This is a genomic window from Corynebacterium macginleyi, from assembly GCF_003688935.1.
Lineage (GTDB): Bacteria > Actinomycetota > Actinomycetes > Mycobacteriales > Mycobacteriaceae > Corynebacterium > Corynebacterium macginleyi.
In genome coordinates this window covers 21,569-35,455 of the sequence record NZ_REGE01000018.1, presented here as the reverse complement: position 1 = coordinate 35,455, position 13,887 = coordinate 21,569, and the positions used below count along the sequence as shown (strand labels likewise).

The 13,887-nt window shown below is 55.5% G+C and carries 10 protein-coding genes and 1 pseudogene; 5 read left to right on the top strand and 6 right to left on the bottom strand.

The features are described 5' to 3' along the window. Positions 1 to 171 precede the first annotated feature (171 nt). A complete protein-coding gene (locus D9V82_RS09970; RefSeq protein WP_239088607.1) occupies positions 172 to 597 on the bottom strand; it encodes a GIY-YIG nuclease family protein in 426 nt (141 codons plus the stop codon). Positions 598 to 752: 155 nt separating this feature from the next. On the opposite strand from D9V82_RS09970, the gene D9V82_RS09965 reads away from it, so the two are divergent. Next, entirely contained in the window at positions 753 to 1,931 is a 1,179-nt protein-coding gene (locus tag D9V82_RS09965) for an alpha/beta hydrolase family protein (protein ID WP_121912236.1), read from the top strand. A gap of 19 nt (positions 1,932 to 1,950) precedes the next feature. Here D9V82_RS09965 and D9V82_RS09960 read toward each other — a convergent pair whose 3' ends face one another. After that, positions 1,951 to 2,937, bottom strand: coding sequence for a TDT family transporter (locus D9V82_RS09960; protein WP_234457626.1), 987 nt, complete (start codon positions 2,935 to 2,937; stop codon positions 1,951 to 1,953). A gap of 441 nt (positions 2,938 to 3,378) precedes the next feature. Here D9V82_RS09960 and D9V82_RS12925 point away from each other — a divergent pair, with 441 nt between their 5' ends. Both D9V82_RS12925 and D9V82_RS12920 read left to right on the top strand, forming a co-directional pair. Further along, entirely contained in the window at positions 3,379 to 3,753 is a 375-nt protein-coding gene (locus D9V82_RS12925; RefSeq protein ID WP_275414599.1) for an Abi family protein, read from the top strand. Between the two features lie 58 nt (positions 3,754 to 3,811). Beyond that, positions 3,812 to 4,297 carry an Abi family protein gene (locus D9V82_RS12920; RefSeq protein WP_259466591.1) on the top strand — a complete coding sequence of 162 codons (486 nt, stop codon included), beginning with the start codon at positions 3,812 to 3,814 and terminating at the stop codon, positions 4,295 to 4,297. Between the two features lie 422 nt (positions 4,298 to 4,719). Here D9V82_RS12920 and D9V82_RS09950 read toward each other — a convergent pair whose 3' ends face one another. The 4 genes and pseudogenes from D9V82_RS09950 to D9V82_RS09935 form a co-directional block, all read right to left on the bottom strand. After that, positions 4,720 to 6,078 (bottom strand): heparan-alpha-glucosaminide N-acetyltransferase domain-containing protein, encoded by a 1,359-nt coding sequence (locus D9V82_RS09950; protein ID WP_121912234.1) that lies wholly within the window; start codon positions 6,076 to 6,078, stop codon positions 4,720 to 4,722. Between the two features lie 23 nt (positions 6,079 to 6,101). After that, positions 6,102 to 10,025: a Pls/PosA family non-ribosomal peptide synthetase gene (locus D9V82_RS09945; RefSeq protein WP_121912238.1), complete on the bottom strand. Its 3,924-nt coding sequence runs from the start codon at positions 10,023 to 10,025 to the stop codon at positions 6,102 to 6,104. A gap of 408 nt (positions 10,026 to 10,433) precedes the next feature. After that, positions 10,434 to 11,504: an asparaginase gene (locus D9V82_RS09940; protein ID WP_375231826.1), complete on the bottom strand. Its 1,071-nt coding sequence runs from the start codon at positions 11,502 to 11,504 to the stop codon at positions 10,434 to 10,436. 239 nt (positions 11,505 to 11,743) lie between these two features. After that, positions 11,744 to 11,929 (bottom strand): annotated as a pseudogene (locus D9V82_RS09935) (acyl-CoA thioesterase); the annotation flags it as partial. Positions 11,930 to 11,958: 29 nt separating this feature from the next. Here D9V82_RS09935 and D9V82_RS09930 point away from each other — a divergent pair. Together D9V82_RS09930 and purF are read left to right on the top strand one after the other, a co-directional pair. After that, on the top strand, positions 11,959 to 12,363 hold the full coding sequence (locus tag D9V82_RS09930; protein WP_121912232.1) for a sterol carrier family protein: 405 nt from the start codon (positions 11,959 to 11,961) through the stop codon (positions 12,361 to 12,363). Between the two features lie 10 nt (positions 12,364 to 12,373). After that, entirely contained in the window at positions 12,374 to 13,870 is a 1,497-nt protein-coding gene (purF, locus tag D9V82_RS09925) for an amidophosphoribosyltransferase (protein ID WP_121912231.1), read from the top strand. Positions 13,871 to 13,887: the final 17 nt, after the last annotated feature.

The following is a 13,887-nucleotide window of genomic DNA, read 5'->3' as shown; positions in this document are numbered from 1 at the left end:
GGGAGGCTTGAGCGAGCAGATCATCCAAGTAGGTTGTCGGGTCGATAGAATGTGGTGCAGCGGTCATCGTCATATGCCTTTCGGTGAGATGTGGTAGTTGAGTCGAAAGGTTAACTGACGGTGACCGTCCCACTATTTCCGGGGCCCACCATCAGCAAGCGTTACACCACACTACTGGACGCAACCAATGGCTCGGCCACCGATTTCAACTTCGCCTTCATCGGTAGCTTCTACGTCGAGCCATTTAGTTTGGACTTGCTGGTCTATGAGCGCATCGAGCGGGGAATCACCCAAAGGCTGCGCGAGGAGCGTCTTATTGCGTAGTAAAATTCCTGCTTTGCGGCGCCGTTGAATCTCGCCATATTCGGTCATATTGAGCTCCCTCGCAGGAACCGGACAGAAATTGATGGCAATGATGTCAGGGTAGGTTCTCCGGTGGCTAGCTAGGCGCGAGGGAAAATTTACTGACTGGCCCACGTATTGCTCGCCGTTGGAAAATTCAAGCACATAAATACCGCACGGATTTTTCAGCGTCAAAATTGCCGAGGGAGCCACATCGGAGGTGTAGGCCCATCTTTTGAATCGGAGATTATTCATTGCCTTCCCACTTTATTCGTCTGGCTCAAGTTAACCAGGCTGTGGGCGTGGCTTCCTCGTAGGTTTGCGGAATCATTCGCGCGTGACGCCGGTCCTCTTACTAAAAGCAGAATCATAACCACGCGTTCCCAGAAACAAGGACTACCGTTGCCGGTATGAAGATCGTTGCCCGGTTGCTATCCGTCCCGCTTGCGCTTGTAGCTTTCCTCGCACTGTGGCTTGCAGTGGCGCCGTTTACGCCGCATATCTCGTATTGGGGCGCGGGTGCGCTCATCGGCCCGCAGTATGTCGGGCCGGTGATTATCTTTTCCCTTGTTCTCTTGACCCTGGCGGTACTAGGAAGGTTCGGATCCCGCAGTTTTTACGTGCCAGGCGTGTTCGCGGCGGTTGCGCTCCTTGCAGCCATAGCGCTTTTGGGGACGCAGATTAATGCTGCGAAGAAGCAGGGGGCCGACGTGGATATTAGTTCCGTGTTGAGCTGGGCCGGTGTGGAAAGCACCGACAAAGGCCCTGATCATACGGTGGCCTACGATTCCTTCCATGGCGAGGACTTAGATATGGATATTTATACGCCCAATGATGGCGGCACTCACCCGGTGATGATGTATGTCCACGGCGGCGGCTGGGACCAGATGAACAAGCGCTCCCAGGCGTTTAATATGCGGCAGATGGCGCAGCGCGGGTACCTCGTATTATCCGTCGACTACACGCTGTCCAGTTGGGAACAGCCCACGTGGAAGGTGGCAGCGGGGCAGGTGGGCTGCGCAATGAATTGGGTCAATGCTCACGCAGCGGATTATGACGGTGACCCGGAGCGCTTCTTTATGTACGGCGAATCTGCCGGCGGCCAGTTGGTGCTGAATGCGACTGCCGATGCCGCCGCGCACCCCAACCACCTACCTTCCGCCGATTGCCCCGGCACACCGGCGGTGCCCCGCGCCGTGTATGCGGATTCACCGGCCCTCGATGTCCGCCACATCTATGACTCCGACGATGCTTATGCCGCGCAAGGATCCCGTGATACCGTGCAGAAATACCTGGGTGGAACGCCGGAGGAATATCCCGACCGTGCAGATTTCGTTACCTCGGCTACGCACCTTACTTCGGACATGCCACCCATCAAGATTGTCCGCAGCGATAACGATCGCCTCGTCCCTCCGGAAAGCTATGACGATTTTCGCCGCATAGCCCAAGAAAAGAACATCGAACTGAGCGAGTACGTGCGCCCACACGCTGATCACGCATCCGCCCTCAGCGCCCATGGAGTCTGGAACCAGCACCTACTCCAGGCGATGCCCCAATTCTTCGCCGAGCACGATCCGCAAGGTTCTTAAGTACCCGAAGACTTTGGGATTATGCGTGGCTCAGGTGGCTGACCTTGAAATGCTCGGAAACGGTTTTGATGGCTCCGAAAGCAGCCCACGTGACGTGAAGGAGGAGTAGAACAAGCAGGGCTGCACTGACGGTATCCATCCATCCCAGGCCCCACGCCAGCGCCGCGGGTTGTGTGGACAGGGTATGAGTGCCCAGGCAGCAGGTGCCCACGGGGAAGGTACTGGCCCACCAGCTGGGGTTATAGGACATTGGAGTATTACCCAGGGCTGCACACCAATGTTTGGTGATGGCATAGAGCGATAGTGGTACGCCCAAGCCCAGCATCGCCACACCGTAGACCATGGCGCGGAAGTGCCATTGGTCACCGGCGAGTAGCTGTGCTGCGGCGGTCGATTGGCCGACTAAACCCATGGGAATCCACGCGGTAGCGGCGAAGTTAAGGGGGAGCTTGGGAAAAGTTCGCAGGTAAATCAGGGTGAACATCGGCATTCCTGCCACCCAAGCTAAGACGAAGCAGAACACGCCGACGCCGTGGACCAGCGAACCCCATTCACCAGCATGCGGTACTAATTGCGCCGACGAGGTTGCTGAAACCATAGGAGCCACCAGTGGCAACCCCCAAATAAAAGTGGGATTAGAGGGGTGGTCGGAGAAGAGAAATGTGAGATATTTTAAACAGGTAATGACGCTGAGAATGGTTCCTCCAGCCCAGCACACAGTGTGGATCAGCCAGGCGTCACAGATAAGTGAGTAGGCACTACCTATGGCCAGTATGCCCATGGAGGCCATGCCCCACGCAGGCATGTCTTCGAAGCGGAATCCCGGAGTGCGGTATTTAATGAATCCTGCCGTGAGCGCTAGGAAGACAAGACTTGCCACTCCGAGCATGATTTCGGCGGGGAGGCGACCCATTACCGGGCCGAAGTGGGTATCGATGAGGGATGAGGAGATGGACAGTCCCATGAGTGCGCCAGCCCAGCCAGGTCCTAAAGGTGGAATTTTCATGTCATTCCGAACTTTAAACATTTCCGGTTAGTCGCTTTCTCATGCTCGTGGGGACTGCACGATCCGAACAGGATTTCAATGAATAAATATACTCCTGCATGAGTCGGTGATAGATATCCGGCTTATCCCCGCTTCACCCCGCCATTTCCTAGCAATGCGGTTGACCCACTGGTGCAGGCTTTGAGAAACTGCGGTCAAGTCCGGTGGAGTGGTGTATCTGTCCTTTCTGAATCGGTGGATCGGGGGACAGTGTCAGGGTCGGTGTTGGGGTCGGGCCCGACCCCCGAAAAGTGGACACATTGGGGTCAGATCCCTGTGCCCCGTGCTCTAGCTTCGGCGTCATCAACCAGGTAGCCTTGTAGTCAACATGACCGGTTCCGCTGCCCGCCTCGGTGGGAGTCCAGGGCCGGTCTTCGTTTTCCGTATTAAACAGGGGTGCGCGTGGAGCAGGTGAATCAGTTCAAGACCTACGGTGAACATGTCGAATTGCCTCGTCAGCGTGGGATGCGAGTGAATGATCTCCAGCATGCTGAGACGCTGCTGGCGCGATTGAACTACTACCGCTTGTCCGGATACTGGTACCCGATGCGCCGTTTCTCCCAAGGCGATGGCACTGCCCGAGATGAATTCGTTGAGGGAGCATCGTTTGACCTAGTGGTAGCCCTCTATGGGTTTGATGAGCAATTGCGCCACAGCGTGTTCATCGAGCTTGATCGCGTGGAGTTGGCTATTCGAACCAAACTCGGTCACGAACTAGGTCGCCTTGACCCGCTGATCTATTTGGATCCCCAGCGTTTGAGCGCCCGGGCACGGTAGCGAAACAAAGACGGGCGTAGCGTGCACGAGGTGTGGCTGAGAAAGTACCAGTCGGCCTTTGAAAGCGTCGAAGGAGGACTTCGTCTCCCACCACAAATCCAAATATGGCGGGACTCTACCCATCTGGGCGGCTGTAGAAATCATGGATTGGGGGATGCTGTCGTACCTGTACGGCATGTCGCCCAATATTGTGCGCAAACGGATTGCCGAGCCCGGCGGCCTAACGGGTCCTCAGCTTGAATCATGGCTGAAATCCTTGAATATTCTGCGTAATTACGCAGCTCATCAAGCAAGGATATTCAACCGTGTTTACGACATCAAACCGAAACTGAACAATGGTGTCAGGCTGGCTCCGGTAGCTGAAAGAATGAATCGCGTGTTCGGGCAGCTCTCCCTTATCCAATACTTGCACCGCCAACTGGACTTGTCTCCAGCCGACCGGCTGCCGAAGCTGTTCCACACCTACCCGCACAATCCCATCGTGCCGTTTTCTCGCACAGGAGCACCTGACAGTTGGCGCGAGTTGCCTCTCTGGCGCGTCTAATCCTTGCGGTAGTAGTCGCATTCGTGCCCGTCGGCGTCGAGTGGCAGTCCTGCTGCCCAGTCGGGTGGGGTCGGGCCCTCCGTCTGGGAATACAGCGTTTAAGATTCACTGTGTCACACCTAGTCCTCAGTCGTTGGAGACCAAGACGAGGACGCTTCAACCAGTTTTCCACCTTGGTCAGATACCGCGTCAGTATCCCGAACAAGCCGCTTTTCATCCAGGATCTGAGGAGAAGGTTTCCGGGATGACCCCGTTGTGTCGATGTGTCCGCATGCTGTGGCGCTGATGATTGCGCTGCAGGAAAGGAAAATTGAAAGAACCTTCCTGGAAGTGGAAAGCCTAGAAGTCTTGCTATTCATACTGGACTGTCTTTTTCTTGAGATAAATGAAGTAATTGGCAGCTGTAACCGAAACTAACAAAGCTATTTCTGGTCAACGATAACTGGTTGCGGCGGGTTAGGAACAATTACGCGACTGATGAAACGGCAAAGTCTGGATACGACTGATTCAATCGGCCCCTTTTCCGCCATTGATAACCATGTGCTCGCGAGGATGAGTGCACCGAAAGCTTGGGCAAGAAACCAAATGACGGGAGCATCATGGATGGAGACATCAAAAAACGAGAACAGCACCAGGTGAATAGTGTACAACGTCAGTGTCATTGAACCTGCAGCTATGAGGGGGTCGAGTAGATGATTGAGCATTCGGCTTATCACAAGCATGGATCCGATTACCATAAGGGATAAGCCGGTGCAGGTAAGTAGGTTGCAAGGCGTGTTTGTGTGGGGCCCGTTAACGGTAAGCCACCACCACGTGTCAGTCGGCATGTGGCCGTCAGGGCCGTAATCAAGGACATTGGTGATATCTTCCACCTTGTAATCCTTGGTGTAGCAGAAGAGTTTAGCGAATCCACCGAGGAAATCGACGAGAAATGTCGATGCAAATATTGCTGTCAGAGTAAGCCCCGCTCCACAAACAATGAGACTTACTTGGGTTGACATCCACCGAAGGTTTAAACGACCGATTGCGATACCGACAAGAATATAAGTCATCCACGTTATAAGTGGATAGGTTCCTCCTTCAAATAAAGTTATGAGAGTGTCGCTTGTAAGTTGAAATAGGGAGGTGAAGTTTGGGTTGTAAGTCGTTGTGTAGTCGATGTGCGAATTGATGAAAAATGCTGCAGCTGGTCCCAGAAGCGCCCAGCCCAATGCCAAAGATAAGAGAGTGCGAATGCGCAATGAGACTAGAGGAATTGCAAATAAAAACATTAACCCGTAATAAGGAAGAATATTATATACAGGTAGACGCAATTCGTTGATAGACAGGCCTAGCAGCAGAATGAAGATTGCCCGTACCGCAAGCGTCACTCGACTGCGGAGGAGCCTGCGTCCCGTGTGTGGGTTATTTGCCCCTGTTAGAAGTGCAATAGCTACACCGGTCAGGACGGCAAATAGTGGAGCCGCGTGCCCGGCGCTGACTTGCCAAATGAGTGTCGGGCGACCCGTGTATTCGTTATACGCAGGGAGGATATGCACCGCAATCATGCCAAATAGTGCGACACCGCGAGCAGCATCGAGACCAGTAATTCTATTGGAGTTACGGACGGGGCCAAAAGCTAGCTCTCTATTCCAGCGCGTTTCGTTCGGATCCTCCGGCGGTGCGACAACGATGGGAGGTGCTGCTTTCTCTCCATCCCAGATGGGGCGGACAGGAGCTGGACCCGGTTTGGGATATGAGGCGACGGGATTTAGCTGTTCAGATTGGGAAACCTTGTCCATTTTTCTCTTTCAAAATGCTTATCTTAGCCGTGTACATTAGTAGGAATTTCAACGTGTGAAACCGGGTTGCCGGCCCAAATAGAGTCCGACGGGATGGCGTCTTGTCGCAAAATGAGCGAGCCAGGAAGCACGGTTGTTCGCGCACCCATTGACGAGCCGGGAAGCATAAAACTATTTGGGGCTAGCGTGGATCCTGATTCGGCTGTTACAGGTTCTAAGGCCATAACGCGGTCGTGGAAGAGGTGCGTCTGAAGGACTGTGCCGCGGTTGATCGTAGCTCGATCACCTATCTCAATAAGATCAAATTCGGGCAGCCACCATGTCTCGCACCACACACTTCGACCCACCGAACACCCCATTAGTCGAATCCAAAGGTTGTACATAGGCGAGCCCAAGGACATTCGGATAAGCGCGGGGACTGCAAGAATCTCGGTAAAGTTGTCAACGAGTTCACCCCGCCAGACGAAGGTTGAGAAGAGGGTGTGTTTCCCAGCTTTGAAACGTCCGATCAGGATCCATTTGGCAGCGATCGGCAGCAAGCTGGCGATTATGCCGGCCGTCAGGACGATGGGGAAGGACCAGAGCAGGACTCCCCCCAGGCCGGCTAGCCCCTTGCCGTATGCCATATAGACGACCGTTCCGGCCCAAACGATCATTAAGTCAAGATACGCAGTGATGACAATTGGCAGAAATCGCAGCGCTTCAACTAGCATTCGAGCAATTTCAAGTCCCATTGGTGGGTTATATGTCTGGCTTAGATTCGCATCTTCACGGGCGCGAGGAATCTCGCGTATTGAACGTCCCAGCCAGGATGTGCCGCGCCCCGGACGTTCAGGAGTGGAGCTAAGTACTGCAATCAGAGAATCTTCAGGTAAATCGTGGTCGTTGCCGACGATTCCCGAGTTTCCAACGAATGAACCATTACCGATAACCGTGGTTCCGATATGGATCCATCCGTTTCGGAACTGGGCTGACGCGCAGAGTGAGTGGTCTGCGAGGAAAGTACGATCACCAATGGAGGTGAGGTGCGGAATCGTTTCAACGGTGGAGATTTCCGTGTGTCTGCCGACGCGGGCGCCGAGCAGGCGAAGAAACGCTGGAGTCATCCACCCTGCGTACATAAAGTACGTGGATGTAAGCGTCTTTTGCAGTAGCGAGTGAGTTAGCCACACAGCCCATCCAGTTGCGGATTTCTCTGGGAAGTATCCTGGTTTGATAAGCATTGAACAAAACCGAACAGTGAAAATGACGAGGGCAAGCCACGTCACTACTGTCAGCAAAGTAAATACAGGAGTCCACAGTGCGAGAATGGGAAAGACTTCTTGGTACCGGATTCGTGTGATTACATGGGGAAGAACGACGGCCACACCTGGCAAAATAGAAATAATTGGCAACAAACTCATCCACAGTTGCCCTGTTAGATAAAGGAAATGCAATGGGAGTGTCTTTGTGCCACGAACTGCACCTGCTGCAACAGCTTCGCTTGGAGTTTGATTGGGCCATTTCAAACCAGCAGCACCAATGTGTACCAATGGGGAGCCAGAGTAGAGTTGGCCATTAGGAACTTCGCCGGACACGCACGAGCCAGGAAGAATTTCAGCGTCGTCACCGATTCGGGAGCCAGGAGTGATAAACGTCCGCAGACCGACGCGAACCCGGTTACCAATCACGGTTTTTCCGACATAAAACGTGTCACCGTCGATCCAGTTTCCTTCGATGTCAACTTCTTGCTCAAGAGCCGAGTCTTCACCGATAGACAACAGTCCCGTCACCGGTGGCATCGCTGACAATTTGGCTCTTTGGCCAACCTGGCAGCCAAATAATCGGTAAAGGAGTGGCGCGGTGGGAGCGCCCAACAAAGAGTCCAGGCGTAGGTAAGTCACGAACCGTGTTGCTGCCCAAACCCGCAGGTGCGTCCACCCACCGCGCCGATATTCTCCTGGCTTCACTCCCATTGTTAACACCCGCACGGCGATAGTGGCTTGGAGTATTTTTCCTGGCATCGAAAATAGCAGAGCCCCAGAAATCGCTATAGGTAGTAGTGGAAGGGACGGCACCCACCCAGCATCGAAGAAGAAACCGAGGGCCCAGACTACTAAGAGTGAACCAATGATGTATCGCAGAGTGTTAACTACGTAGATGCCACAAACAGTGAGGAATTGGAAAATACCAGCCCACCAGGGGATTGAGTCCGGGGTAGGGCGCTGCGTTCCAGGTCCTTCCAAGGTGTTAATGTGTGCCGCCATGCCACGTAGCGTCGGATTGTCGTAGAGATCTCCGATACCCAGGGCAGGATAGTAAGACCTTAGCTCAACGGCGAGCTTTGCGATGGCGACTGAGGATCCTCCGAGCTCAAAGAAGTTCGAGTCAGACTCAATAGCGATTGGTCCGAGTTGGTCCATCCATTTTTCGGCCAACCAATGAAGCTCAGTGGGGAGAGTCGATAGTGCTTCTCCAGATTCCGGCAAAGGCCAAGGAAGCGCTTTGCGGTCAACTTTTCCGGAGGTTTTCATAGGTAGCTCGTCGAGGACGCACAAGGTTGGAGCGATGCCCCCGGGCAACACCGCAGATAGATGATTGCGAGCTTCAGCTAAATTGATTTCCGTGTCGGTGACGATGTACCCAACTATGACATCGGAGCCTGCGGGAGTCTCTTGCTTGGCCGCTGCTGCTGCAGTGACTCCCGGCACACTCAGTAGCGCACGATCGAGTTCCCCCAATTCCATTCGCCGCCCACCAAATTTGATTTGATCATCTGCCCTGCCCGCGAAAATCAACCCTTCCCGGTCTGCTACCACCAAGTCCCCCGTGCGATAGGCACGTTCCCAGCCCAGTGATTCCAAAGGGGCGTAGGCCACCGCGTCTTTGGAGGGATCGAGATAGGAACCAAGACCTACGCCTGTCACGATGAGTTCACCGGTTTCCCCCCAGCGCACGGGCTCTTCAGTTTCTGGGTCGATGACCGCTAGCTGCCAGCCTGGCGTTGCCCGGCCAATTCTGACCGGCTGGTCATCTTCAAGGTGTTCCATGAGCTGACCTGTAGAGATGATTGTCGCCTCAGTGGGGCCGTACGTGTTCCATATTTCGCGGCCCGGAGCCACTAGGCGGTTAATAAGACTCTTCGGTAGCGCCTCTCCACCGAAGATAAGTAATCGTACTGCTGATAGCGACTCAGTGGGCCAGAACGAAGCCAGAGTGGGAACCGTTGATACAGCGGTGATTTCCTGGCTAGTTATCCATTCGCCGAGCGCATCGGCTGAGCGCACAATGTCGCGGGGAGCGGCGATAAGGGCGGCACCATAACGCCATGCCAGCCACATTTCTTCACAAGAAGCATCGAAGGCCACGGACAAACCTGCCATTACCCTGTCGCCAGGTTTCAGCGGTTCTTTGACCAGGTACATTCGCGATTCAGCGTCAACGAGTGCCGCAGCGGATCGGTGGGAAATAGCCACGCCCTTCGGTTTCCCTGTTGAACCTGAGGTGAAAATAATCCAGGCATGGTCACTCAAGTCGGGGCGAGCGGGCTCGATAGGTGCGTGATCGGAGCCTATTGGCTCAATGGTTAGACCTTTGCCGTATACAGCAGCTACCTGTGCCTCCTCCCATACCACGGTTGCGCGACTATCTGGGTCATCCCAGTCAACTGGCACGTATGCCGCACCCGCGCAGATCGTAGATAGGATTGCCACATATAGGTCTGTGGTACCCGACGGTACTCTGATACCGACCCTATCTCCCTTTCCGATACCGATTTCGGCTAAACGGGATACTTCGGCCTCAACACGTCGGGCAAGTTCTTGGTAAGTTAACTGCTCGTTAGACCCCACGAGGGCTAGTTCATCCGGATAAGCACCAACAGTGGCAGTGAATATTTCGTACAGCGTTCGAGGAGCTGGAGTTTGCTCTGCGCCGTAGACTGCATATATTTCGTGGTCCGTTCTCATGGACGGAAAAAGTGTATTCATAAATTTGAAGTGCCCGGAGCTTTGTTCCTAGGCATGTGCCTTGTGTCTTTTATTACCTGTGGCGGGATCTGCTTCCAAAGTCGGTTTCCACCTCGGTCGGGGTTAGGTATCCCAAGCCTTGGTGGAGCCTAGTGCACGACCCCCGATGTGTCCACTTTTCGGGGTCGGGCTCTTCATAGTTGCTGAGTTTTGCGGATTGCCTACCAGGGATATAGGGCACTGGCCAGGGATATTCAGTCCCCGCTACCTGCTAGCCTTGGGAGAAGTAGCACAGCTTGTACAGCTTGAGCTTGTGCACGTGGGGAAGGCACTTAGTGATGTAGTATCCAACGTCCAAAATTTCAGCCATGCTCTCCTCCTTTCAGCGTTGTGTTAAAGCGTTCGGCCTTATTTTGCAGTAGGAAAGAGCTTGTGCGCATCCGTTCCCGTGGCAACTGCGGCTGCAAGCAACATGCGGGCTTGGGGTGCGCGGAGGTTGCCGGAGGGGATAACGCCGGCATCGGCAAGCGTGGCACCGCCACCGGCGCCGCCGTAGATACCCTCGACAGGTCCGTGATCCACGCGGCTAGTGAGCACGACTGGGACGGACTTGGCGGCTTCCATGGCGGCGTTGGCCAAATCCGGGCCGATATTGCCCGAACCCATGCCCGCAATGACGATGGCCTGCGCGCCTTTGGCCAAAGATTGCTCTATGAGATCCGCTGGGGCGCCGGGGTAGGCGGTAATGATGTCCACGCGGACATCGCTCAGGGGAGCGTACTTCAGCGGCTCGGGGCGCTCAGGGAATTTCTCCTGGCTATTGGTCGCGAAACCATCGGCTTTTTCCGTATCCGATTTGAATGCGCCGCGGGCGGGGATAACCTTGCCACCAAAGGCAATAAATGCGCCGTGGCCGGCATAGTCCGGGTTGGTGACAGTTTCCACCGCGGCAGCGAGGTTTTCCGGGCCGTCTGGATCATCGTCATCGAACGGGCGCATCGCACCGGTGAGTACGACGGGTTTATCGCTGTTGTGGAAAGTATCGAGCGCAATGGCGGTTTCTTCCATCGAATCGGTGCCGTGGGTGACGATCACGCCATCCACATCATCGCGCTTTAGGTGCTCCTGTACGGCGGTAATGATTTTATCGGTATCAGCCAAGGTCATCGCAGAAGAATCCAGGTTGGCAATGTCTTGGACCTCAAGTTCCAGCTTGTCCCTGTCGAACTCGGAGTACAGCGGGTCTACCAGATCAGAGCCTTTAACGGTGGGCACCACCGCGCCCTTGTCATCGTGGGTGCTGGCGATGGTGCCGCCGGTAGAAAGCACCACCACGTGTCCCTCGATTTCGGAGCGCTGCGTGGCATGGGAGCCACTTGGCTTAGCGGAAGTGGTGGAAGAGCTTGTGGCGGAGCTGTTGGCGCTGGTAGCGGAATGAGAACTAGATGTAGTGGAAGATGCTTCTGAGGTCTTTTTCATGGAAGTAGAAGAAGATGTGGTCGTTGGTGTAGCAGAGGCCGTATCTTTATCTTCCCGGTTGGCCGGGTTCTGACAGGAGGCCAACAGCAATGCGGAGGCAACTAAAGCGGCGGAGTACTGCACCCTGTGGTGCAGGCGTGGGTAAGACATATCAACTCATTTCTCTAGCGTGGTCCCTATAACCAATGTAATAGCAGGCTGGTGCGCAAGCGCCGCGCATGAGAAATTGTGCTGAAAATTTAACCCACGTGCTGGTGGTGCGGCGCCACGATGAGCGGTTTCAAAGAATATTCGCCGCGCAGTTCACGCAGGATATTGGCGTGCTCAGCCAAGCGGAGGTCTTCTTCGGTCCGTGGGGTGAAGGTGCGCGCGGTCAGCGGCTGGCCGTCGCGGTCCAGGCCAATATAGGCCACGGTGGCATAAACAACAAGATAACGGTAGCTATGCTGTGGCTATGCCTAAACCCGTAGATCCTGCCGCCACGCGCGCGGCCGTCATCACCATCAAAGAGTGGATTCAGGACCCAGATGGGCACCAAAAGCCAGGCAGGGCTCTGCTTGCTGATGCCGTACGTCGCACCGCCCGCATCCTCGAAGCCGATGCGCCCGGGCACTCAGTGGAGTTGCGCGTACCCCCGTTTGTTGCGGTGCAGTGCATTCAAGGTCCCCGCCACACGCGCGGCACCCCACCCAATGTGGTGGAAATGGATGCGGAGACCTGGCTGCGTTTGGCCACCGGTGTCATGGACTGGGACGAAGCCATAAACACCGGTCGCGTCGATGCTTCCGGGGCGCGTGCAGGCGAGATTGCACAGTGGCTACCCATTATTCCGTTAGTTTTCGACGGTCCAACGCGCTAATATAAACGCCGTGGTAGAAGTACATACTCCTAGTATCACTGACCTTGACGATCATAACGAGGAGGAACCCCGCGAAGAGTGTGGCGTCTTTGGCGTCTGGGCTCCCGGGGAGGAAGTCTCGAAACTTACCTACTTTGGCCTTTTTGCTCTCCAGCACCGCGGGCAAGAAGCCGCGGGCATTGCGGTGGGCGATGATGACCGCATCGTTGTCTTTAAAGACATGGGCCTGGTGGCCAATATTTTCGATGAATCGATCCTTTCTTCCTTGACCGGCAACGTGGCGGTGGGCCACACACGCTATTCCACGGCCGGTGGCAAGGAATGGTCCAATGTGCAGCCGATGTTCTCCACTTCTTCTACGGGTGTGGACATTGCCTTGGGCCACAACGGCAATCTGGTCAATTACCTCGAGCTGCGGGCAGAGGCCGTCGAGCGCGGCTTGATTAAGCCGTATGAGGAATCGGTGTCTGACTCGATGTGTTTGTCCATGTTGCTTGCCGATGGCGTGGATGACACCACCTCTGTCTTTGACGCTGCCTGCGAACTTTTGCCGCGGGTCAAGGGCGCGTTCTGCTTGACCTTTACCGATGGCCACACCATGTATGCCGCGCGTGACCCACAGGGCGTGCGACCGTTGGTGCTCGGTCGGCTGGCCAAGGGGTGGGTCGTTGCCTCCGAAACATGTGCGCTAGATATCTGCGGTGCGCAATTTATTCGCGAGATTGAGCCGGGCGAGCTCGTGGCCATCGATGAGGCCGGCATCCGATCTGAACATTTCGCGCCCACCCAGCGCAGTGGCTGCGTCTTCGAATACGTCTACTTAGCCCGCCCGGATAGCGATATCAAGGGCCGCTCCGTCAACGCCTCCCGCGTAGACATCGGCCGCCGCTTGGCCCGCGAATACCCGGTCGAGGATGCCGACCTGGTGATCCCCGTGCCGGAATCCGGCAACCCGGCCGCGGTGGGATACGCCCGTGAATCCGGCATCACTTTCGCCCACGGCCTGGTGAAAAATGCGTATGTGGGTCGCACTTTTATCCAGCCCACGCAGACGCTGCGCCAGCTGGGCATTCGGCTAAAGCTCAACCCGCTGCGCGAGGTCATCGACGGCAAGAAGCTTGTCGTGGTAGATGATTCCATCGTGCGCGGCAATACCCAGCATGCACTCATCCGCATGTTGCGCGAGGCCGGCGCCGCCGAGGTCCACGTGCGCATCGCCTCCCCGCCGGTGAAGTGGCCATGCTTTTATGGCATCGATTTCGCCTCGCCCGGCGAGCTCATCGCCAATGCCAACCCGTCCGATGATCCGGACGAGATGTGCTCCACCATCTGCGAGACCATCGGCGCCGATTCCCTGGGTTTTGTATCCATCGATCAAATGGTCGCCGCCACCGAGCAGCCTCGCTCTGAGTTGTGTACCGCTTGCTTCTCGGGCGAGTACGCTTTAGGTCTTCCTACCGGAAACCCCCATGCCGATGCCGTGCGCACCCTGCTCGGAACCAAATAAAAACGTCTAAGGAACTT

Excerpts from the sequence above, each read along its gene's own strand:
- D9V82_RS09950 (WP_121912234.1), bottom strand. The coding sequence starts at position 6,078 with ATGGACAAGGTTTCCCAATCTGAACAGCTAAATCCCGTCGCCTCATAT.
- D9V82_RS09940 (WP_375231826.1), bottom strand. The coding sequence starts at position 11,504 with ATGAAAAAGACCTCAGAAGCATCTTCCACTACATCTAGTTCTCATTCC.
- D9V82_RS09970 (WP_239088607.1), bottom strand. The coding sequence starts at position 597 with ATGAATAATCTCCGATTCAAAAGATGGGCCTACACCTCCGATGTGGCT.
- D9V82_RS09930 (WP_121912232.1), top strand. The coding sequence starts at position 11,959 with ATGCCTAAACCCGTAGATCCTGCCGCCACGCGCGCGGCCGTCATCACC.
- D9V82_RS09960 (WP_234457626.1), bottom strand. The coding sequence starts at position 2,937 with ATGAAAATTCCACCTTTAGGACCTGGCTGGGCTGGCGCACTCATGGGA.
- D9V82_RS09965 (WP_121912236.1), top strand. The coding sequence starts at position 753 with ATGAAGATCGTTGCCCGGTTGCTATCCGTCCCGCTTGCGCTTGTAGCT.
- D9V82_RS09945 (WP_121912238.1), bottom strand. The coding sequence starts at position 10,025 with ATGAGAACGGACCACGAAATATATGCAGTCTACGGCGCAGAGCAAACT.